The 19,533-nt window shown below is 42.6% G+C and carries 22 protein-coding genes; 10 read left to right on the forward strand and 12 right to left on the reverse strand.

The window, feature by feature from the left end; all coding sequences use genetic code 11:
- From FD973_RS01835 to FD973_RS01850, 4 genes are read left to right on the forward strand one after another with little or no spacing between them, the layout of a single operon-like run.
- Complete coding sequence (locus FD973_RS01835) at positions 1-867, forward strand: SDR family oxidoreductase (RefSeq protein WP_215323955.1); 867 nt, start codon at positions 1-3, stop codon at positions 865-867.
- Entirely contained in the window at positions 860-1,870 is a 1,011-nt protein-coding gene (locus FD973_RS01840; RefSeq protein ID WP_215323956.1) for a polysaccharide biosynthesis protein, read from the forward strand. The genes FD973_RS01835 and FD973_RS01840 overlap by 8 nt, the downstream gene beginning before the upstream one ends.
- On the forward strand, positions 1,863-2,993 hold the full coding sequence (gene wecB, locus FD973_RS01845; RefSeq protein ID WP_215323957.1) for a non-hydrolyzing UDP-N-acetylglucosamine 2-epimerase: 1,131 nt from the start codon (positions 1,863-1,865) through the stop codon (positions 2,991-2,993). Before FD973_RS01840 ends, wecB begins: the two co-directional genes overlap by 8 nt.
- Before the next feature lie 5 nt (positions 2,994-2,998).
- Complete coding sequence (locus FD973_RS01850; RefSeq protein WP_215323958.1) at positions 2,999-3,733, forward strand: sugar transferase; 735 nt, start codon at positions 2,999-3,001, stop codon at positions 3,731-3,733.
- Between the two features lie 302 nt (positions 3,734-4,035).
- Here the strand turns inward: FD973_RS01850 and FD973_RS01855 are convergent, their stop codons facing one another.
- The 5 genes from FD973_RS01855 to FD973_RS01875 all read right to left on the reverse strand — a co-directional run bounded on the left by FD973_RS01855 (position 4,036) and on the right by FD973_RS01875 (position 9,575).
- Entirely contained in the window at positions 4,036-5,109 is a 1,074-nt protein-coding gene (locus FD973_RS01855; protein ID WP_215323959.1) for a glycosyltransferase family 4 protein, read from the reverse strand.
- A 102-nt stretch (positions 5,110-5,211) separates the two neighbouring features.
- Positions 5,212-6,165: an NAD-dependent epimerase/dehydratase family protein gene (locus tag FD973_RS01860; protein ID WP_215323960.1), complete on the reverse strand. Its 954-nt coding sequence runs from the start codon at positions 6,163-6,165 to the stop codon at positions 5,212-5,214.
- Between the two features lie 2 nt (positions 6,166-6,167).
- Positions 6,168-7,154, reverse strand: a complete 987-nt coding sequence (locus tag FD973_RS01865; RefSeq protein ID WP_215323961.1) for a glycosyltransferase — start codon at positions 7,152-7,154, stop codon at positions 6,168-6,170.
- The gene (locus tag FD973_RS01870; RefSeq protein ID WP_215323962.1) at positions 7,151-8,419 is read right to left on the reverse strand and encodes a hypothetical protein; all 1,269 of its coding nucleotides are present in this window, start codon (positions 8,417-8,419) and stop codon (positions 7,151-7,153) included. Before FD973_RS01870 ends, FD973_RS01865 begins: the two co-directional genes overlap by 4 nt.
- Before the next feature lie 136 nt (positions 8,420-8,555).
- Entirely contained in the window at positions 8,556-9,575 is a 1,020-nt protein-coding gene (locus FD973_RS01875) for a calcium:proton antiporter (protein ID WP_215323963.1), read from the reverse strand.
- A 122-nt stretch (positions 9,576-9,697) separates the two neighbouring features.
- Between FD973_RS01875 and FD973_RS01880 the strand changes: the two genes are divergently transcribed.
- On the forward strand, positions 9,698-10,060 hold the full coding sequence (locus FD973_RS01880) for a sirohydrochlorin chelatase (RefSeq protein WP_215323964.1): 363 nt from the start codon (positions 9,698-9,700) through the stop codon (positions 10,058-10,060).
- Here FD973_RS01880 and cobA read toward each other — a convergent pair.
- From cobA to FD973_RS01895, 3 genes are read right to left on the reverse strand one after another with little or no spacing between them, the layout of a single operon-like run.
- Positions 9,983-10,822: a uroporphyrinogen-III C-methyltransferase gene (gene cobA, locus FD973_RS01885; RefSeq protein WP_215323965.1), complete on the reverse strand. Its 840-nt coding sequence runs from the start codon at positions 10,820-10,822 to the stop codon at positions 9,983-9,985. The genes FD973_RS01880 and cobA overlap by 78 nt on opposite strands.
- A gap of 35 nt (positions 10,823-10,857) precedes the next feature.
- Positions 10,858-11,433: a DUF934 domain-containing protein gene (locus FD973_RS01890; RefSeq protein ID WP_215323966.1), complete on the reverse strand. Its 576-nt coding sequence runs from the start codon at positions 11,431-11,433 to the stop codon at positions 10,858-10,860.
- Positions 11,430-13,130: a nitrite/sulfite reductase gene (locus FD973_RS01895; RefSeq protein WP_215323967.1), complete on the reverse strand. Its 1,701-nt coding sequence runs from the start codon at positions 13,128-13,130 to the stop codon at positions 11,430-11,432. The genes FD973_RS01890 and FD973_RS01895 overlap by 4 nt, the downstream gene beginning before the upstream one ends.
- Before the next feature lie 193 nt (positions 13,131-13,323).
- On the opposite strand from FD973_RS01895, the gene FD973_RS01900 reads away from it, so the two are divergent.
- The 3 genes from FD973_RS01900 (at position 13,324) to FD973_RS01910 (ending at position 15,328) form a co-directional block, all read left to right on the forward strand.
- The gene (locus FD973_RS01900; RefSeq protein ID WP_215323968.1) at positions 13,324-14,613 is read left to right on the forward strand and encodes a serine hydrolase; all 1,290 of its coding nucleotides are present in this window, start codon (positions 13,324-13,326) and stop codon (positions 14,611-14,613) included.
- A 123-nt stretch (positions 14,614-14,736) separates the two neighbouring features.
- Entirely contained in the window at positions 14,737-15,015 is a 279-nt protein-coding gene (locus FD973_RS01905; RefSeq protein ID WP_215323969.1) for a type II toxin-antitoxin system RelE/ParE family toxin, read from the forward strand.
- A 7-nt stretch (positions 15,016-15,022) separates the two neighbouring features.
- Positions 15,023-15,328, forward strand: coding sequence for a HigA family addiction module antitoxin (locus FD973_RS01910; RefSeq protein ID WP_215324666.1), 306 nt, complete (start codon positions 15,023-15,025; stop codon positions 15,326-15,328).
- A 60-nt stretch (positions 15,329-15,388) separates the two neighbouring features.
- Here FD973_RS01910 and FD973_RS01915 read toward each other — a convergent pair whose 3' ends face one another.
- The 4 genes from FD973_RS01915 to FD973_RS01930 form a co-directional block, all read right to left on the reverse strand.
- Positions 15,389-15,760, reverse strand: coding sequence for a hypothetical protein (locus FD973_RS01915; RefSeq protein ID WP_215323970.1), 372 nt, complete (start codon positions 15,758-15,760; stop codon positions 15,389-15,391).
- A 4-nt stretch (positions 15,761-15,764) separates the two neighbouring features.
- Entirely contained in the window at positions 15,765-15,989 is a 225-nt protein-coding gene (locus tag FD973_RS01920) for a hypothetical protein (protein ID WP_215323971.1), read from the reverse strand.
- A gap of 76 nt (positions 15,990-16,065) precedes the next feature.
- The gene (locus tag FD973_RS01925; protein WP_215323972.1) at positions 16,066-16,974 is read right to left on the reverse strand and encodes an amidohydrolase; all 909 of its coding nucleotides are present in this window, start codon (positions 16,972-16,974) and stop codon (positions 16,066-16,068) included.
- Complete coding sequence (locus tag FD973_RS01930; protein WP_215323973.1) at positions 16,961-17,956, reverse strand: tripartite tricarboxylate transporter substrate binding protein; 996 nt, start codon at positions 17,954-17,956, stop codon at positions 16,961-16,963. Before FD973_RS01930 ends, FD973_RS01925 begins: the two co-directional genes overlap by 14 nt.
- A gap of 88 nt (positions 17,957-18,044) precedes the next feature.
- On the opposite strand from FD973_RS01930, the gene pcaD reads away from it, so the two are divergent.
- Positions 18,045-18,860, forward strand: a complete 816-nt coding sequence (pcaD, locus tag FD973_RS01935) for a 3-oxoadipate enol-lactonase (RefSeq protein WP_215323974.1) — start codon at positions 18,045-18,047, stop codon at positions 18,858-18,860.
- Positions 18,861-18,917: 57 nt separating this feature from the next.
- Positions 18,918-19,496, forward strand: a complete 579-nt coding sequence (locus FD973_RS01940) for an HdeD family acid-resistance protein (RefSeq protein ID WP_215323975.1) — start codon at positions 18,918-18,920, stop codon at positions 19,494-19,496.
- The last annotated feature ends 37 nt before the right edge of the window (positions 19,497-19,533 follow it).

The raw sequence follows: 19,533 nt of genomic DNA on the forward strand, positions 1-19,533 counted from the left end.
ATGAATGTGCTCATATTAGGAGTAACTGGATTGATTGGGTCAACATTAGCCAGATATTTGGCTCAAGACAAGCAAATGCAGGTTTTTGGTTCAACTCGTAAAAGTGAATTTAATGCTGGATTGGTTGGATTGGAAAATGATCATATATATAAAAATATCAATATTGAGGATATTGATAGCCTAGTTGCGATGCTGGAAAAAAGTATGCCATCAATTGTGATCAATTGCGCTGGAATTACTAAGCACCTTATGGAATCAAATAATCCAATTGCGGTATTGCCCATCAACTCCATATTTCCCCATCGTTTGGGTAAATTATGCGGCTTGATGGGCATACGATTGATCCAAATTAGCTCTGATTGTGTATTTTCAGGCGCTACCGGTTCATATACCGAAGAGAGTATTGCGGATGCTCTTGACTTGTATGGGAGATCTAAGGCGTTTGGTGAAATAGCTAACCAATGCAACTGTATTACATTAAGAACCTCGACTATTGGTCATGAAATCGAAACGCGGCATGGTTTGCTTGAGTGGTTTCTTCATCAAAAAAGCATCTGTAGTGGATTCGGTAAAGCCATATTTTCTGGCTTAACTTCTTTTGAGTTGGCAAAGGTAATAAAAAATTTCGTAATTCCAAACCAAGCAATTTATGGTTTGTACAACATAGCTGCTGAGCCAATATCCAAGTATGACTTACTTTGCCTGATTGCAAATGTTTATCATAAAGATGTGATGATCGTGAAGAATGATGAATTCGTGATTGATCGCTCCCTTATTCCTGAAAAGTTCTTCAAATCAACTGGCTATAAAGCCCCAAGCTGGATTAACATGATTAGTGATATGTACAATGCGAGGCCAAATGTTTAAAGATAAAGTCTTAATGATCACCGGGGGAACAGGATCTTTTGGGACTGCAGTTTTAAAAAGATTTCTTCTCACTGACGTGAAGGAGATTCGTATTTTTAGTAGGGATGAAAAGAAGCAGGAAGATATGCGAATTACTTATGCAAATGAAAAGCTAAAATTTTGCATTGGAGATGTAAGAAATTTATCTAGCATCAATGATTCGATGTGTGGTGTTGACTACGTCTTTCATGCCGCTGCTTTAAAGCAAGTTCCATCATGTGAGTTTTATCCAATGGAGGCAGTTCAAACTAATATACTTGGAACTCATAATGTTTTGACATCTGCAAGCGCGTTTGGAGTAAAAAAGGTAGTGGTTCTAAGCACTGATAAAGCTGTATACCCAATAAATGCAATGGGGATTTCAAAGGCGATGGCCGAAAAAGTGATGATTGCTAAATCCAGAAATCAAGCTAAGGGCGAGACAATTTTTTGCGGAACACGTTATGGAAATGTGATGGCCTCAAGAGGATCGGTAATACCCTTGTTCATTACCCAATTGTTGGAGGACAAGCCTATAACAATTACGGATCCTGATATGACTAGATTTTTAATGTCGCTTGATGAGTCGGTTGATCTCGTATTGCATGCATATTACGAGGGGCGCCAAGGCGACATACTTGTCCAGAAGTCTCCCTCCTCAACCGTGGCTGATTTAGCTCAAGCGTTAAAAGAAATTTTCTCCAAGAAAAATAAAATTAACGTGATTGGGACGAGGCATGGTGAAAAGCTTTATGAGTCACTTGTATCGCGTGAAGAAATGGCAAGATCCGAGGATATGGGAAAATATTATAGAATTCCCGCAGATAATCGCGATTTAAATTACGCAAAATATTTTAGCGAGGGGGAGGAAAAGATATCTTATCTTGATGATTACACCTCCCACAGTACGACACGATTAAATGTTGAGCAGTTAAAAGAGCTTCTACTCAATTTGGATTATGTGAAAAAGGCTTTAAATGTATAAGGTAATGACAATTGTTGGTACGCGACCAGAGCTAATAAAAATGAGTCGAGTCATTGCCGAATTTGACAATAATCTTAATCATATTCTTGTGCATACTGGGCAGAACTATGATTATGAGTTAAATCAACTTTTCTTTGAAGATTTGGGAATCAGAAGGCCTGATTATTTTTTAGAGGCCGTTGGGGAAAATGCCGCACAAACTATTGGCAGAGTTATAGAAAGTGCAGATGTGGTTTTTGAAAAGGAAGAGCCTGATGCAGTTATGTTATACGGAGATACAAATTCTTGCATGGCGGTAATAGCAGCAAAACGCAGAAAAATCCCTGTATTTCATATGGAAGCGGGAAACCGATGTTTTGATCAACGAGTGCCAGAGGAGTTAAACCGTAAAGTATTGGATCATTTAAGTGACATCAATTTAGTGCTAACAGAGCACGCAAGAAGATATCTAATCGCCGAGGGTATACGACCAGAAACAATTATTAAAACAGGCTCGCACATGCGCGAAGTTCTAGATTTTTATATGCCGAAAATATTAAAATCTAAAGCATTAGAGGAAATGGGTCTTGGGTCTAAAGGGTATTTTTTGGTAAGCGCCCATCGAGAGGAAAATGTTGATTCACAGTCAAACCTTAAAGATTTAATCAACACACTTAATGGATTGGCTGAAAAATATAATTTACCAGTAATAGTCTCCACCCACCCTAGAACTAGGAAGAGATTAGATGCATTAAGGGTGAATGATTTTGATGCTAGAGTTAAATTTTTAAAACCTTTTGGATTTTGCGACTATATTAAATTGCAAATGGAGGCTCTTTGTGTGATCTCTGATAGCGGGACGATTACGGAAGAGGGCTCCCTTTTGAATCTGCCGGCAATTACTATTCGCAATGCGCATGAGCGACCAGAGGGAATGGATGTTGGTACATTGATAATGTCTGGCTTAAAGAGGGAGAGAGTGCTTGATGCAGTGCAAGTTATCGTATCTCAACACTCTAATGGCTATAGAGTTATGCCACCTGTGACAGATTATGAAACTCAATTTGCATCTAAACAATTATTAAGAATTGTATTAAGTTATATTGATTATATTAATCGAACTATTTGGTCTAAGGCTTCATAAGCAATATGCTTACTCATAATGAGGTTATCTCTGAACCTAAAGAGGCATTTCCTTACAAGCCACCTAGTGCAGAAATTCTCCAAGGTTATCCTCATATTTTTCAAATAAACGAGCCTCTTTCTCCAAGATTTTTTAAGGTGCTGTTTGATAAATTTGTGGCAATTATTTTTCTTTTGCTTGCTGCACCTATTTTTTTAATATTGAAGTTAGCATTTGTGATTGAAGGTTTGTTGAGCCCTGAAAACAGTGGCCCCATGTTTTTTTATTACAATGCAGTTAGTGCTGGAAAAATTATTCCTAAATATAAAATTCGACTGATTAAAAAAAAGTACATAGAGCCTGAGGGAGCAAAGCGACATGACTGGATTGCCTATTCCGCCGAGTGGACTCCTGATAGTCGTACTCTTGTGGGGCAATTTGTTAAAAAGTATTACTTAGATGAGTTGCCTCAGTTTTGGAGTGTTCTAAAAGGGGATATGAGTATTGTGGGTCCTCGCCCTTTGTCAGTTTTACACTACGAGAGAGATCGTGCGCAGGGTAATGTAACTAGATTTTTATTACGTGGAGGATTGCTGGGTTTGGGCCATATTAATAAAGGCACTCCTGAGATGGGTAATCCTATTTATGAGTATGAGTATGTAGATCAGTATCTTAAGCGATCTTCTTTTGGTCTCCTGTGCCTTGACCTTTGGATCATCTGGAGGGGGGTGTTAGTAATTGTCAGGGGGGGTGGTTACTGAGTTATGATTTAGTCCGTTAGTAATATTTAGGGCCCCATTTAAAATCTCTCGAAATTTGTGCCAATGTGAAGATTAAAAACTGTTGTGTAGAGCAGTTTGTGCTTGAAAAAGAATTACTTGGAATTTCATTTTATATTTAATAAGTAAAGCCACTCTTTTCATAAGGTATGATGATTTGAGGATTGCTGGGGATGGGACCACTTTAGCGCCCGTCTATATCTTGAATTTCGAATCAATATAGCTATATTTACTGGTGATTTTCTGGTCGTGAATATTAAATCAGCATAGAACAAAGTTAAATCTCAGAGGTGTAGACACTTAGGGGTTTTAAATTTCACAATCCTGGTGTAAGTCCAAACATAGATGATAGTGAAGAGCAGGGTTGCAATCATGAGAATGGTGCTTGATTGCCACCACAGAATAGCGGGTGTAACACTAATCACTGCCAAAATCCAAAGGTAGGGAGCCGTTCTAGCGTTAGTAGAGAACCAATTCTTATCTTGATGGCTTGAGCTAAGCACGCGGCGATAGATCAGCGTATGAAAGTGAATGCCATCTGGCTGGCCTGGACTTTTGCCTTGGTGGATCTTTCTTCTGTAAATTGTGAAGAGCGTTTCCAAGATAGGGTATCCATTAATTAACAGGGCAAACCATGGCGAGACTTCTGGGTGTCTGGAGGTGAGCATGACGGATAGTGTTGCAATCCAGAAGCCAATCAAATAAGCACCGCCATCTCCTAAAAATATGAGGCCACGCGGATAATTCCAAATAAAAAAACCTAAGATAGCGGCAGCCATTACCAGCGCTAGATAAATCATGGCATAGTCTGAAAAAACATAGCCTAAATAAGCAAGTGCAAGCAGAGTAATGATTCCCACCATACTTGCTAGGCCATTAAACCCATCAATAATATTGTAGGCATTTGCAACGCCTGTAATAGCAAAAATGGTGAATATCGCACTAATACCTGGAAGCGCTAGGATGATGTCCAATACAGGAATATCTAATCTCACCACTTGTGCTTGCAATAAATAAATTGCCAATGCAGCAGAGACCGCAGTGAAAAACAGACGCTTTTTAACGCTAATTTTTTTTGTCAGATCTTCTGCTAACCCAATTAGGAATGTGGGAATGGCGCAGACTAAAAGAGTTAACTCCATTAAATAGTTTGGAGAGTTTGTTAGCTTTAGTAGGATGGCGCATAAAACTGAAAGAGCGATAGAGACACCGCCAATACGCGGGACAACTATAGTGTGAAATTTTTGAGGACCCGAGAGATCAAAGTCACCTGTTGTTCCGCTATGTAAATGTTTAAAGCGGATAATTAAAAAGGTCGCAATAAAAGATACAAAGAATGCGGTTAATAGGCTAGACATTGAATTATTATAAATTCTCCAATCAATATTTACCTGAAAACCTGAGGGTATTACTGAGATAAATTGCTTTAAAAGGGCATTTATTGGGGTAGTTGCTAGTGCTTATCGTTGGCTTGATCGACCTTTTGCATTCTCTTGCTGAATCACTCTGAGTAATTCAGCAATTCCTTCTGCGAGGTTCGATTGACTCGCAATAGGGTTTGGAATTACTACTTCAGACCTAAACTGCACCGCGCGTTGGTATTGCGTACTTTTAATATCCGCTTGAGTGACTATTCTGAGATTGCGTTTGTAGATTCTCTTGAAGATGGCGAGCATTTGCGCAATTGAAGTCGAGACTTCGGAGGCAATAATCTTGATATGGATTCCTGATGTTTTTTCAAGATGATTGACTGTGTAGATGATTTTCTGGGCTGCAACCCTGGCGCTAATATAGTCCCGCATGGTTTCAAGAGGAACGTAAATATGAATCACTTCATTCGATATTGCTCTGCGCACCATCTCCGCTAGCAGTCCTTGTTGCTTACCATTTTTTTGTTTAAAGCCATACAGCGTGGTAATGCGACAAGAAATGACGGTAGACCCCTCTCCATGCTGGTTTAGGGCATTCGCAATCGATTCTTGCTGTAATTTGCTGTGTCCGTAGGCATTAATGGGTGATGGTAGGGTTGACTCATGAATGGGTTCATCATGTTTTCCAGCGTAAATAGCGCCTGCAGAGCTTGCAAATACAAAGGTTCCGACCTTTAGATTGATCCCTTCATTGGTTAATAAAGTATCAATGAATGACTTCAGAATATAGGTTTCATCTGCCAATTCTTCAGCAGTGCTGTGCATCGTACCAATACCTGCAGCCCAGTATATTTGCCAATGTCGTCCTTGGACTTGTGAAACGAATTCACATACTGCATTTTTAAATTCTTCGCAGGCACGTTCTTTGTTATGCCAGCTTAATTGAATTTGAGGATCAAATAGAGTATCTGAGGAAGAAATGAACTCTTGGCATAAGGCGCCACCTAATAAGCCCCCTTTACCAATCACCCAGATGAAAGCCATGGTTATTTAGATGGTCGAGTGGGTTTGGATGTCACCACATATAGCGGTTTGCCCATCACAATGCCTGTAGTCAGGGCAAGGTACTCAGCCACTACCCCCAGTGAGACCATGATCAGTCCAGAGAAGAAGGAAATGATGATCAGCAGAGAGGTCCAGCCTTGTATTGGAGTAGATTCTATAAATTTGGAGTAGAGTGCGTACCCCGATAAAAATAGCGCAAGGAAGAAAGAGATGCCGCCCATGATGGTGATGAGTCTTAATGGACGGGTGCCCGATGTCAGCACCATTCTCCAAAAATGATTTAACAACATGCCAAAGGAATAGCTTGATGGCCTATCTTCACCTCGCAGGAGCATTGGGGCATAGCCAACTCTATTCGCAATCCAAAATAAGGCTACATCTAAATACACACCATTCCCGCAGTAGGCTGCCAAGATTCTGGCGATTTCTCCTTCTATGAGGCGAAAGCTATTAAATACACCGCTTTGATATTGCGCTCCCAAAAATTGGAGCGCTAACTTTTTGGCAAATTTGCTACAGAAGTTTCTAAAGACACCATGCGGCGGAGGATTGATGGGTTGAGCATAAATAATTTGAAAATTACCCTCCACAGCAATATCTAGCATAGCTCCAATTTCATGAGGATTTTGTTGACCATCTTCATCCATGGTAACTACCCAATTGCCAGCAGCGCTTGCCATGCCTGCTAGAGTTGCTGCATGCTGACCAAAGTTACGGGATAACCAAATGGGTTTAACGAACCTATATTGCTCGGCCAGCTCCTCCAATACGCGATCCGAACGATCGGGACCACTATCGTGAATCAAGAGCACTTCTTTAATGGTGAATGCTATTCCCTTGGGCGAATGATGAATGCCATTTGTAAAAGTCGATATCTCTTGAATGAGTCCCGGCAAGCTACTTTCACCCCTGTAAACAGGAATCACAACTGAAATCGTTATAGGAGAGTCATCTATCGAAGCGTTCATTTGGGTGTCTGAATAACTATTGCTGGGGAGGTATCTTTGGTGGGAAAGTAATAACCGAGCTCCATTGCGCGTTGCAAAGTTTTTACTGCATATTCTGTAGAGGGATGTTGCAATACCCCGCTTTCTAGATCATTGTATCTGGCGGCAATATTTTCTTGGCCATGAGCAAACCAATAGCTGAAAATGATGAGTGAGAAGAAAAATCCTGCGCCTACTGCCCTTGCTCTTGTTCTCGCTGAAGACGCACTTAATAAACACGTTAAGTACACGATTGCGGTCAGTATGAGGGAATAGGTGGTATATCTACTGCCTTGACCAGTCCGTATACCAATTCCACCTCGCGTAATGGCATTCGTTACAGCAGTTACCCCTAGATAGGCTGTCAGCCAGAATAAAAAAGGATATTTCGCATGCAGGAACTTCGCTCTTAATAGAAGATAGGCGGTGAAGATGATTCCAAGCCCGATGGAAACCTTGTAGGTATTTCCAATATTGCCCAAAAAGCCAAATGCATAAGTAATTAAATATAGGGGATTTTGTAATGCCAGCAGCACATTAGGATGGCTTGCGGGTTGAACGTATCCAAGGATGGGGAAGTAGATTAGTAATACAAGTCCAACCACTACAACGCTAATAAAAAGATGACGCCATTCTTTTTGAGATAGGTAGTAAAGAAAAATGACTGGTACAACGCAGATACCTCCTCCGCTAGTGAAGATGGCGCAAATAAAAAAACTCAGGGCAAGCGCTACGCTCCCAGAAGTTAAAAAATAAATGGATAAGAGACAAAAGAAGACTTGGAAATAGTGCTGTACCCCAGCCATTGCCATCGTCATTAATTCGTAATGAGAAAGGCACATCATGCCAATTAGAATCGGAGAAAACTCTATTAAGTTAACTTGATTACTTTTGGCATATTTCCAAAAAAACAGAACAATCAAAAACCAGCCCAGATTGCCAATCCAAATCATCCAAACAAAATCAAATCTTCCAGTCAGTTTCACCATAGACAAACTAATTAGGTTGTCTAGAAATATCCGGTGCTCATTGTTTTGAGAGAAAAGATGAAGGAATTTCTGAGTAAAACTAAGGTCTGGGAGCGGATTTAGAAATCCAAAAATTGCATCGAAATCATCTCGGTAGGGCATTCCGCTTGCATAGCGATGAATGATGTACAGGTGAATAACCGTAGCAAGAAGAGAGCAGCCAATGACGCACCAAAAATAAAAGGCGCGCGGGCGATGCGATAGTTGGCTTACAGTCATTAGGAAATTATAATATTTATAGCTGTTTTATGACTTTTAATGGTCTAACCCTGTTTAAGACAGTATCCTCAAAAGTAAAGTCAGTGCTTTGTTTGGATTCATTTACTAATGAAGATGCTCAGAAAGCGCTACTGTTTTAAGGCACCAAACTTAAGAACAAATACTCTAAGAAAATGATGATATGAACGATACCTTGCAGTAGGGTAGTTCTGCCAATGGCCAGCGTGAGTGCCCCAATAAAGAAGCTGAGATACATCAACACCATATTCAGTTCGCTAATACCTAAGCTCAGGGGTAAATTGAAAAAGATGGCAATCGCTGCCACAGTCGGAATCGTTAAGCCAATACTTGCTAAAGCGGAACCTAGGGCTAAGTTCAGACTGCTTTGTAAGCGATTGGCTTTGGCTGCTCGCACCGCAGCAAAGCCTTCAGGCATTAAGACGAGAAGTGCGATGGCAATACCAACAATGGTCTTGGGTGCACCAGCAGCATCAACCGCTCTTTCTATGGCAGGGCTGAGTAATTCTGCAAGACCGACTACCGTAATGAGTGAGAGTATTAATAACACTGCACTGACGCTCGTTTTCAGATTGCTGGGCTTTTGGGCATGTACATTTTTATCGGTTTTCTTCTCTTTTGTTTTGGGTAAGTAGTAGTCACGATGAGTCACTGTTTGAAAGAACAGAAAAGCAATATAGAGAGAAAATGAGGCTATGCCTGCAAAAGCCAATTGGCTTTTAGTAAAGTCGGGGCCTGGTGTCGTCACGGTGACATTGGGCATCACCAAAATAAAGGTTGCCAATGCGGTGAGGACTGCCAATGCGGAGTTCGTGCCTTCATTTCGAAAGCTCATTTCGTGATGGGTCAGGCCACCCATAAAAATACATAAACCAATCACACCGTTAATCACAATCATGACGGTAGCAAATACCGCATCTCGGGCAATAAATTCTGCTCCATCATGACCGGTCAGCATCATCGAGATAATTAAAGAGACTTCAATAATGGTCACGCTGATAGAGAGCACTAAAGTGCCATACGGCTCACCGGTCTTATGAGCAATTACTTCCGCATGATGAACTGCAGAGAGAACTGCACCAATTAGTGTGATGCTCATCAGAACAATGAACCAAGTTTGGCTAAGTAAGGCAGTCATGAGGATGTCATTTCGAGATGGTCAGTAAGAATGTATTTGTAAATCAGAGTAAGCTATGAACATTCAGCATTAGGGGCGGTTTACCTATGCTAATCCTTCATTATGAGAGTGTATAACTATCCATGAAAGCTATTATTTTATTTGGTCACGGGGCACGAGATCCTCGCTGGCGTGAGCCATTTGACCGACTGGCAAGCTTATGGCAAATGCAGCATCCTGATATTTTGGTAGAGCTAGCCTTTTTGGAGATGATGCAACCCTCACTGGAACAAGCGGTTGCTAGTTTGGTCGCCAAGGGTGCAAATGAACTAACTATCGTGCCAGTATTTTTCGGGCAGGGCGGTCACTTAAGAAATGACTTTCCACTGCTATTAGAAGAGTGCAGGGTGAAATTTCCGAATGTGCAATTACGCGCGACGAGCGCAGTCGGTGATGATGATGCTGTCTTGCAAGCGATTGTCGATTTCGGAGCGAGAGCTCTCTGAGTGTTCGCTGCTGGAAGAGTGCTTTCTTAAAGCCTCGCCAATCATGATGAGTGCTGGTGAGTTGCTGTCAAACCATTGATCTGCTTTTCCAGAGGCCAAATCTTGTAGTGTGCTAGTCCATAAGCGTTCGCGCGCAGTACTGACTGCCTCCAAAATATGAACAGGAGTATCGCTTTTTTGATTCGGGCTTTGCTCAATGAGATGCTGGGCAATATGCGCTGCATCTTTGCGACCCATGTAATAGACTAAAGTATCTGCAGCGGGATTGGAGATCGGCCCTGTAGGGAGATGATCAGGAACATTCTCTGTTCCTTGGGAAAGTGTCACAAATGCCACGCTACGAGAAACTCCACGTAATGTGAGCGATTGCTGAATACTGGCTGCTCCCGCTAAAGCCGCAGTAATCCCTGGCACCACTTCAACTTCAATACCTTCTTGTTTTAGAGTCTGAATTTCTTCATCGGCACGACCAAAGAGCATGGGGTCTCCGCCTTTGAGGCGAACAATGACTCGGTGCTTTTGCGCAGCATCTACAAGGCGCTTATTAATGAACTGCTGGGCTGAAGAAAGTTTGCCGCAACGTTTACCTACCTCAACCAAAACCGCTTGAGGACAGAGTGTCAGCATCTCAGGATCTACCAAGGCATCATAGAACACAATATCTGCTTGAGCTAACAGTTTGGCGCCTCGAACTGTAATAAGGTCTACTGCACCAGGGCCAGCACCCACGAGATAGACTTTTCCAAGTGGATGGCTGTTCATTTCGATACTAGTGCCCCGGATGGTCATGATGACTTTTAAGCGCTCAAGGTAGCTAAAGTGGTTCTTGCTCCACGCCAACTATTTTGAGTAGCCACTGTATAAAGATCAAATTGCTTGAGGGCAATGTCTAAGTTTTGATCTGGACGAAGCGCAAAACTATCAAAGCCCACACGTGCACCTTGTAAGAGTTGATCGATGAGGACATCACCAATCGCACGGATCTCACCAGTCCATTGAAAACGGTCTCTGAGTAGGGCTGCAGTACTAAAGCTTCTGCCGTCCCTAAAAATTGGGAAGTGCGCAGCCACTAAAGGCCAAACGGATTTGCCAGCCTCAATCACATCCGCATGCTTAAGGATGTCGTCATCAGTAGCAAACCAAACGCCAATCTGACCATTCTGAGCTTTGGCAATCACATCAGCTTCATGATGATGCTCAAGCCACCAAGTAAACGGGACTAAAACTTTGTGAGCACCATGATCTAAATCGGGCAGGCCACCCTCATCTTGGCTGCCACTCCATACTTGCCATTCATTTGGAATCAGCACAGGCTTTCCGCCCTTGGGAAAATACACAATTTCTGAATGGGAGGTGATATTCAATTGGCTCATGCTACTTCCCTATCTTTTTTCTTGGCGTTCTTGTATGCCGCCTCTTTAAATGGAATTACGCCTAGGCGACGATAAGTCTCAATGAAAGGCTCATCACCATTACGCTGAGCAACATAAGTATTGATGATGTTGGTCATCACATCTGGAATTTCATCGGCATAGAAAGAGGGTCCAATCACTTTACCAATCGAGGCATCGTTGCCTTGCTCACCACCTAAGGTGATTTGATACCACTCTTCACCATCTTTATCGACACCTAAAACACCAATATTGCCAACGTGATGGTGTCCACAAGAATTGATGCAACCAGAAATGTTCAGGCTGATATCACCTAGATCAAACAAGTAATCAAGATCATCAAAACGTTCTTGAATCGCTTTAGCAATCGGAAGTGATTTGGCATTGGCTAATGAGCAGAAATCCCCGCCTGGACAAGCAATGATGTCAGTAAGTAATCCAATGTTTGGCAATGCTACTTTTTGCCTCTTCGCTTCTTGCCATAGCTCATAGAGCTTGGCTTGTTCAACATCGGCTAGCACCAGATTTTGTTCATGGGTAACGCGTAGTTCGCCAAAGCTATATTGGTCTGCCAGATCTGCAATCGCATACATCTGCGCAGTAGTGGCATCACCAGGGGCTACCGAACCATGAGGTTTGAGTGACAGAATCACGCTGGCATAGCCTAGCACTTGATGCGGTTTGACGTTGCGCTCTAACCAACGTGTGAAAGCTGCTTTGTCCGCTTCAGAAGCTTGGTTAATTACTTGCTCGAAACTTAATGCAGGTAAATTTTTGTAAGCAGGTTTGGTGAAGTGTTTGGCAACACGCTCCCACTCGGCTTGGGTGAAGTTGTCATTCCCATTTTTAATGTGAGCCCATTCACCTTCAACTTGGCGAGCAAATTCTTCTGGACCCAAAGCTTTGACTAAAATCTTGATGCGAGCCTTATATAAGTTATCTCTTCTGCCGAAACGGTTATAAACCCGCAGCAAAGCGGTGAGATAGCTGGGCAAGAATTGCCAAGGTAAATCCTGCTTAATGAGTGAGCCTAGGATTGGTGTGCGACCCATGCCGCCTCCCGCATAGATGTCAGCAGTTAGTTCACCATTATTTATATTGGGGGTTTTCTTGAGCTCGATACCAACATCGTGGCAGAGTAATACAGTACGGTCTTCTTTAGCCCCATTGACTGCAAATTTAAATTTGCGTGGCAGGTGGGCGAATTCTGGATGAAGCGTAGACCATTGACGTAATAGTTCACAAATTGGACGCGTATCAACATACTCATCAGCGGCAACCCCTGCAAATGCATCGCTCGTAATATTACGAATACAGTTGCCTGATGTTTGAATCGCATGCATTTCTACTTTGGCAAGCTCAGCCAAAATATCGGGCGTCTCTTCGAGAGTGACCCAGTTGTATTGAATGTTCTGACGGGTTGTGAAATGACCATAGCCGCGGTCATACTTTTCAGAGATGAGTGCGAGCGTACGTAATTGTTTTGCACTCAATAATCCATAAGGGATAGCAACACGCAACATGTAAGCATGGCGTTGGTGATACAAACCATTTTGTAAACGTAAGGGGCGGAATTCTTCTTCGGCTAAGCTACCGTTTAAACGTCTGGTAACTTGGTCGCGAAATTGGGCAACTCGTTGATCTACAAGGGTTTGGTCAATGGCGTCGTATTTATACATAAGACCGTTATTGTCATATTTCGTAGATATTCCCACAAATAATTAAAAGTTGATTCTATATATCTAAAAACATATATAGATATGAAAAAGCCTGAATAAAGCCAAAAATCTGCTTCAATAGCCTCTGAGGGATAAAAATCCCCTGTTATTGCAAGCAATTACAACAATAAGAAACACAGACTGGAGACAAAAAATGAAGAAATTACAGGCTCTTAGCCTGAGTATGGCTTTGAGCGCAGGTTTATTTACCAGCGCAACCCTATTTGCAGCTGACACTGCAAAAGCACCACTACCACTCAGCGCAACTCCAGGACAGGGATTTAGCCAAGAGGGTTTGAAAAGAATCGATGCCTTTTTTGCGGATCAAATTGCTGCGAACAATATGGCAGGAGCAGTTTTAGCAGTTTCTAAAAATGGCAAGCTCACCATTTTTAAACCGTATGGGTATCTGGATAAAGCCAATAACAAACCCATGACAACCGATGCGATTTTTAACTTGGCATCGATGACAAAAGTCATGGCGTCGGTCGGTGCGCTCACCTTTTATGAGGAAGGCAAACTTCCCTTAAATGCGCCTATCTCCAATTGGTTACCCCAATTTAAGGATATGAAAGTAGGCAAGATTGATGCTGAAGGTAACCTCACCACAGTACCAGCAAAAAATCCCATTACCGTACAAGATCTGATGCGTCACACAAATGGCTTAACGTATGGTGGTCGTGGAGCAACGCCTGTTCACAAAATGTATCCCGCTGGTTCTGCTCCAGCAGCAGTCCAATACACGGCCCAAGAGTTTATCGATAAGTTAGCCAGCAATCCCTTGTTATATGAGCCAGGTACTGCTTGGGATTACGGTTTTGGTTTAGATGTGCTGGGCATTATTGAAGAAAAAATTGCTGGCAAGTCTTTAGGCGCAGTAATGCAAGAGCGCATCTGGAACAAAGTGGGCATGCCCAACACAACTTTTGATCTAGCTGAAAAGGATCGTCCGAGACTTGCTCAACCCCTACCAATCGATCCATTAACTGGTAAGCCGCAAAAGGTAGATATTCATACACAAAAAGTGAAGTTTGATTGTGGCGGCTCATGCGCTTATTCCACAGCAGGGGATTACATTCGCTTTGGACAAATGCTGCTCAATGGCGGAAGTCTGGACGGCAAGCGCGTACTTGGTCCACAAACAGTTGCTTTCATGACATCTAATCATTTGAATAAAGACATTAAAAATAATGTGAGTGGTACAGAGCCAGGCCGTATGGGTTATGGCTTTGGATTAGGTGTTGCAGTCAGAACAGACCGTGGCTTGTCTGCTATTAATGGCAACGTTGGAGACTTCACATGGAACGGCGCCTACGGAACGATATTCTGGGTTGATCCAAAAGAGCAGATGGTAGTTGTCATGATGGGTGTTGCTCCCGGTGAAATCCGTAAGGTGCATCGTGAGCAACTCAATGCAGTGATTTATGGGGCATTAGATAAGTAGGCTTATCTTTGAAGAATAAAAAACCCTGAATAATCGGGGGTTTTTTTATTCACCATCATAGATCTTGAAGAATGTATCAAAAGTTCCATTTGACAGATTCTGTTATACAGAATATTATTGCGCATGATCTGCTCATTTTCATGTCAACAAACTGAAGATTTATTTAATAGCAAGCCTTCACGACAGTTTGGAAGCATTGAACGAGTTGCTCGAAGAAAATTATTGCAATTACATGCAGCTATTACTTTATTAGACTTACGAGTTCCGCCTGGCAATATGCTGGAATCTTTGAAGGGAAAGCGCAAGGATCAGCACAGTATTCGTATTAATGGGCAATGGCGCATATGTTTTGTATGGAAAGGGGATGGAGCCTACAACGTAGAAATTGTGGATTACCACTGAGAAGATGATGAAGACAAAATTACTTGAAGAAATTCACCCCGGAGAAATTCTCTTGGAAGACTTTATGAAGCCTATGGAAATTACTGCTCGCCAGTTAGCGGCTGATATTGATGTTTCTCCTAGCCGAATCAGTGAGATTGTTCATGGAACTCGGCCGATTACTGCGGATACAGCTTTGCGTCTCGGATTATTTTTTTCTATGGAGCCGCGCTTTTGGCTTAACTTGCAGTCGGAATACGATATGCGTGTAGCCAAAAGAAATCTACAAAAAGAGATCGAGCCAAGGATCAGAGTTTTTAAAATGGCAGCATGATTAAATAAAAAGTCCCAACAAATGGGACTTTTTATTTGGCGCTGTTACGTTCTTGCTGATCTAAAGCCCAAACTCCCGATAGTGCCTATAAAGATTGGCAATGGAAGCAAAGCCCAGTACTACGATCAGCACAGAAAATACATACTCGGTTGTGAGATAGGTAAAGACGCCTATCTGAATCAAGATGGTTGCGCCAATAAAAGTAGCAATCGATCCGAAGGCCACCAACTTAAAGTTGGGAACAAAAGCACCCAAGGTAATTGCAATAAAAACGATGTATAGATCCGAGACCAATTGATCTGCCGTTACAAAGATGCTGTTGGTTAATTCTGGATTAATGAATTTACCTAAAACGGCAATGATCAAAATGGAACCCAAAATCGCAAAGTTCAACTTTGCTTTGAGAAGCATTGTTTTTAATTGATCGTTCATATCTTTAAGAGGCGTTGCCGTTAAACACTAAGCTCATGCCAATCCAAAGAATGATGAAAGCAATCAAAACAGTGGAACCAATTTTCTTTAAGAAGTATTCGAGGCTATCCATATAGACCTCATCGTTTCTGCCGAAGTAATGATCAAAACGCTTCCAAAATAGGCGCCCTACTAGCAAAGGTAAAAGCATGGCAACAATGCCTAAAACTACCGTGAGAGTTGTATCCATATTTTTTCTGTTCTCTTATTCTTTATTGCTTAATGCACTAATTGTGACCTGTAGCTTGCGATGCTTTAATCATTGACTACTTGTAGGCCGGAAAGTCATACAGGATACAGGGGTTGTCGACCAATATGGATTTTCTTATATTGGCGTCTTGTACCCATTCACCTAGAAGGTCGCAGAGGTCAGCATCGTGCGGCATTTGTCTCTTGACCATCACATGAGGCCAATCGCTGCCCCAAATCAAGCGATTGGGGTTTGCTTCTAATGCAGCGTCATTGAAAGGGCGCATATCTTCGTATGGAAGATTGCCATCGCAAATACGATAGGGTCCTGTCATCTTGACCCAAGCACGCTGACTCTTCATTAACTCTAATAGCCCCTGAAATCCCTTGTCCGCAATTCCATGCTTCGCATGGCTATAACCAAAGTGTCCAAATACTAAATCAACCGGAAAGTCTTCAAAGGTCTTGGCAAGATTGGGGTATTCATTCACATGCATTAGCAATTCGAGATGCCAGCCTAATGGTTCAATTCGTTTGGCTAAATTGCGTAGTTGCTCGATTGGTAGTCCAGCAGACTTATCAGCAATATCCACAATATTGCAGCGTAGCCCCCGAATGCCTGCCGCATGCAAATCAGCGAGTTCTTGATCGCTGCTTGCTTTGGGATCATTCGAAATTACTGCCACACCTCGAAATTGCTGGGGATTGGAACGTAGAGCGGATAAGAGTGCTCGGTTATCCGTTCCATATACACTGGGTTGCACCAGAACTGCGCGATCTATCCCCAGCATCTGCAAGAGCGTTTGATAGCTCTCAAGAGTAGCATCTGGTGGTGTATAGATGCGCTCTGGCGCATAGGGAAATTGACTAGCAGGCCCACATACATGCGCATGACAGTCTACTGATCCTGCGGGAAGAGTTAGTTGTGGCGAGCGCACTTCTGCGCTCGGGGCCTGGCATAGTGGTGCTGGATTATTGCGGTTCAATTGCAGCTTCTTTAGCAATCTTTTGATATTTGTTCATTTCTTCGCGCACAAATTTTGAAAATTCTGCAGGACTCATTGGCGTTGCTTTAATCCCTTTGCTTTCATATGCGGCTTTGACTTCAGGATCTAGCATTGCTTGATTAATATCCTTATTAATCTTATTCACAATTGCGCTAGGAGTAGCGGCTGGTGCCCAAACTCCAAACCACAAACCAATTTCAAAATTGGCATATCCCTGTTCTGCAACGCTTGGAATATCCGGAATGGCAGGGTTACGCGTTTTGCTGGTTACACCGAGCGCACGTAATTTGCCACCCTTGAGTTGTCCGATTGCAGTGTCTAAGGGCGCCATATAAAAAGCAGTGCGCCCAGACATGGTGTCCTGAATGGCTTCAGGCGATCCCTTGTAGGGAACGTGTGTGAGTTTGATGCCCATCATTTGATTAAAGTATTCCGCCGCAAGATGAGTTGAACTGCCAACCCCAGCCGAGGCAAAAGTAATTTCATCTGGCTTGGACTTGGCGGCGATCACGAGATCGCGAATGGTTTGATAAGGGCCATCAGCAGCAGTAACCATCACATAAGGAGTTTGTCCCAAGATCGCCACATCAGTTAAGCTTTTGAGTGGGTCATAAGGAAGCTTCTTATAAATAGCGGGATTTGCTGCGTATGAGGCTGATTGAACTAATAAGGTGTATCCATCAGGATCAGCGTTCACCACCACACCAGTACCTATCAGTCCACCAGCGCCTGGACGATTTTCAATAATCACTGATTGTTTCCAAGTTTCTGAAAGGCTCTTGGCGACCACACGACCGGCAATATCCGCACCTGAACCCGTAGTGAGGGGAACTATCATTTTCACAGTGCGATTGGGATAGCTTTGTGCATGGCTACATGCCATACCAATAGCAAGGCCTGTAGCCAGAATGATCTTGCTGAACTTATGGCTAGGCAGCCCCAGTTTTAGGAATGTAAACATAGCGTCTCCTTAGTATTTTTATTGTTTCGTTAGATAATCTAACATGCTCTAAGAAATAGATAAATAATGAGAAATAAGGTGGAGAACAATGACGCAATTACATGATGTAAAGAAGGTGAAGGTGGACGGAACGGATGTAGCCTACCGTTTTGATGGCCCAGAAGATGGACGCGTTGTACTAGTGGCAAATAGTTTGATGGCCAATGGCAGTATGTGGGATGGCAATGTAGCTGCGCTAGCTGATCGTTATCGCGTATTGCGTTATGACAAAAGAGGGCATGGTGCCTCAGGAGTAAGTGAGGGTCCCTACACGATTGCTCAGTTAGCGGATGATGCTGTTGGCTTGCTGGATGCTCTGAAGATTGAAAAAGCCCACTTTATGGGCTTGTCAATTGGCGGCATGATTGGACAGCAACTCGGGGCACGTTACCCTGAGCGAATTCTTTCACTATCACTTTGTAATACTGCTTCTGAAATGCCGCCGCGTAGTTTATGGGAAGAGCGCTTTGAAATTGCCCGCACCCAAGGTATTGCTGGTCTAGTCGACGGCACGATTAAGCGTTGGTTTACAGCAGCTTTTATTGAACGTGCGCCTCAAGAAATTGAAAAAGTGCGGCAAATGATCTTGGGCACCAATCTAAATGGCTATATCGCATGTGGAAGTGCGGTACGTGATATGGCGCAAAGTACAATGCTGCTAAAGATTAAGGCTCCGACTTTGGTTTTATCTGGACGCGATGACCCAGCATGTACCGTAGACCAAGGCACTGTTTTACATCGCCTCATCGATAATTCGAAGATGGTAATCATTGAGCAAGCGGCGCATTTATCGAATATTGAGCAACCAGAGATCTTTAATCGTACCGTGCGCCAATTTATAGATTCCGTTGATGATGCTTTGTAAGTCGTCATCAGAATTTAGTTTTATTTAATTTCATTTATTACAAAAGAAAGTATTTTTATGACCGAACTATCTAATGCTCAAATTGAAGAGATTCGTGCAAAAGTATTGGGCGCTGCTGCCAAAATTCCGGGTACATTAATTGGCTTAGGAATTTTATTTATTGTGCTGGGCATGATTGGTATCGCTGGTCAAACTTTGTTTTCATTTATCTCCGTAAACGTCTTGGGCATTTTCTTGTTTGCTGGAGGTGTATTGCAGGGAGCGCATGCACTCAAATCGCAAGGTTGGAAAAGCGTAGGAGTGCAATTAGTATTAGCGGCTATCTATATTGTTGCAGCCATATTCACTTGGGCTTTCCCAATTCCAGCACTAGAAGCAATTACTTTATGGCTTGCTGCAATCTTTTTTGTGACTGGAGTACTTCGCTTGATTTCCGCATTACAGCATCGTCATTTCCGTGAATGGTTCTGGTTGGTTTTATCTTCAGCTCTCTCGATCTTGATGGGCGTATTAATCATGAATGGCTACCCAGAATCTAGTCTTTGGCTTCCGGGGATGTTGATTGCGATTGAGCTGTTGTTGCAAGGTTGGTCGTTGTTGTTTATGGGCTTGGCAGCCCGTTCGCTAACCAAGTAATTCAGTATTGAATTTGCAATAGAACAAAGAGCCTTCA

It is taken from the genome of Polynucleobacter sp. MWH-Braz-FAM2G (assembly GCF_018687635.1).
Taxonomy (GTDB): domain Bacteria; phylum Pseudomonadota; class Gammaproteobacteria; order Burkholderiales; family Burkholderiaceae; genus Polynucleobacter.

Bases quoted from the DNA above. Each gene is read 5' to 3' on its own strand.
- FD973_RS01835 (WP_215323955.1), top strand. From the start codon at position 1: ATGAATGTGCTCATATTAGGAGTAACTGGATTGATTGGGTCAACATTA.
- FD973_RS01840 (WP_215323956.1), top strand. From the start codon at position 860: ATGTTTAAAGATAAAGTCTTAATGATCACCGGGGGAACAGGATCTTTT.
- wecB (WP_215323957.1), top strand. From the start codon at position 1,863: ATGTATAAGGTAATGACAATTGTTGGTACGCGACCAGAGCTAATAAAA.
- FD973_RS01850 (WP_215323958.1), top strand. From the start codon at position 2,999: ATGCTTACTCATAATGAGGTTATCTCTGAACCTAAAGAGGCATTTCCT.
- FD973_RS01855 (WP_215323959.1), bottom strand. From the start codon at position 5,109: ATGTCTAGCCTATTAACCGCATTCTTTGTATCTTTTATTGCGACCTTT.
- FD973_RS01860 (WP_215323960.1), bottom strand. From the start codon at position 6,165: ATGGCTTTCATCTGGGTGATTGGTAAAGGGGGCTTATTAGGTGGCGCC.
- FD973_RS01865 (WP_215323961.1), bottom strand. From the start codon at position 7,154: ATGAACGCTTCGATAGATGACTCTCCTATAACGATTTCAGTTGTGATT.
- FD973_RS01870 (WP_215323962.1), bottom strand. From the start codon at position 8,419: ATGACTGTAAGCCAACTATCGCATCGCCCGCGCGCCTTTTATTTTTGG.
- FD973_RS01875 (WP_215323963.1), bottom strand. From the start codon at position 9,575: ATGACTGCCTTACTTAGCCAAACTTGGTTCATTGTTCTGATGAGCATC.
- FD973_RS01880 (WP_215323964.1), top strand. From the start codon at position 9,698: ATGAAAGCTATTATTTTATTTGGTCACGGGGCACGAGATCCTCGCTGG.
- cobA (WP_215323965.1), bottom strand. From the start codon at position 10,822: ATGAACAGCCATCCACTTGGAAAAGTCTATCTCGTGGGTGCTGGCCCT.
- FD973_RS01890 (WP_215323966.1), bottom strand. From the start codon at position 11,433: ATGAGCCAATTGAATATCACCTCCCATTCAGAAATTGTGTATTTTCCC.
- FD973_RS01895 (WP_215323967.1), bottom strand. From the start codon at position 13,130: ATGTATAAATACGACGCCATTGACCAAACCCTTGTAGATCAACGAGTT.
- FD973_RS01900 (WP_215323968.1), top strand. From the start codon at position 13,324: ATGAAGAAATTACAGGCTCTTAGCCTGAGTATGGCTTTGAGCGCAGGT.
- FD973_RS01905 (WP_215323969.1), top strand. From the start codon at position 14,737: ATGATCTGCTCATTTTCATGTCAACAAACTGAAGATTTATTTAATAGC.
- FD973_RS01910 (WP_215324666.1), top strand. From the start codon at position 15,023: ATGAAGACAAAATTACTTGAAGAAATTCACCCCGGAGAAATTCTCTTG.
- FD973_RS01915 (WP_215323970.1), bottom strand. From the start codon at position 15,760: ATGAACGATCAATTAAAAACAATGCTTCTCAAAGCAAAGTTGAACTTT.
- FD973_RS01920 (WP_215323971.1), bottom strand. From the start codon at position 15,989: ATGGATACAACTCTCACGGTAGTTTTAGGCATTGTTGCCATGCTTTTA.
- FD973_RS01930 (WP_215323973.1), bottom strand. From the start codon at position 17,956: ATGTTTACATTCCTAAAACTGGGGCTGCCTAGCCATAAGTTCAGCAAG.
- pcaD (WP_215323974.1), top strand. From the start codon at position 18,045: ATGACGCAATTACATGATGTAAAGAAGGTGAAGGTGGACGGAACGGAT.
- FD973_RS01940 (WP_215323975.1), top strand. From the start codon at position 18,918: ATGACCGAACTATCTAATGCTCAAATTGAAGAGATTCGTGCAAAAGTA.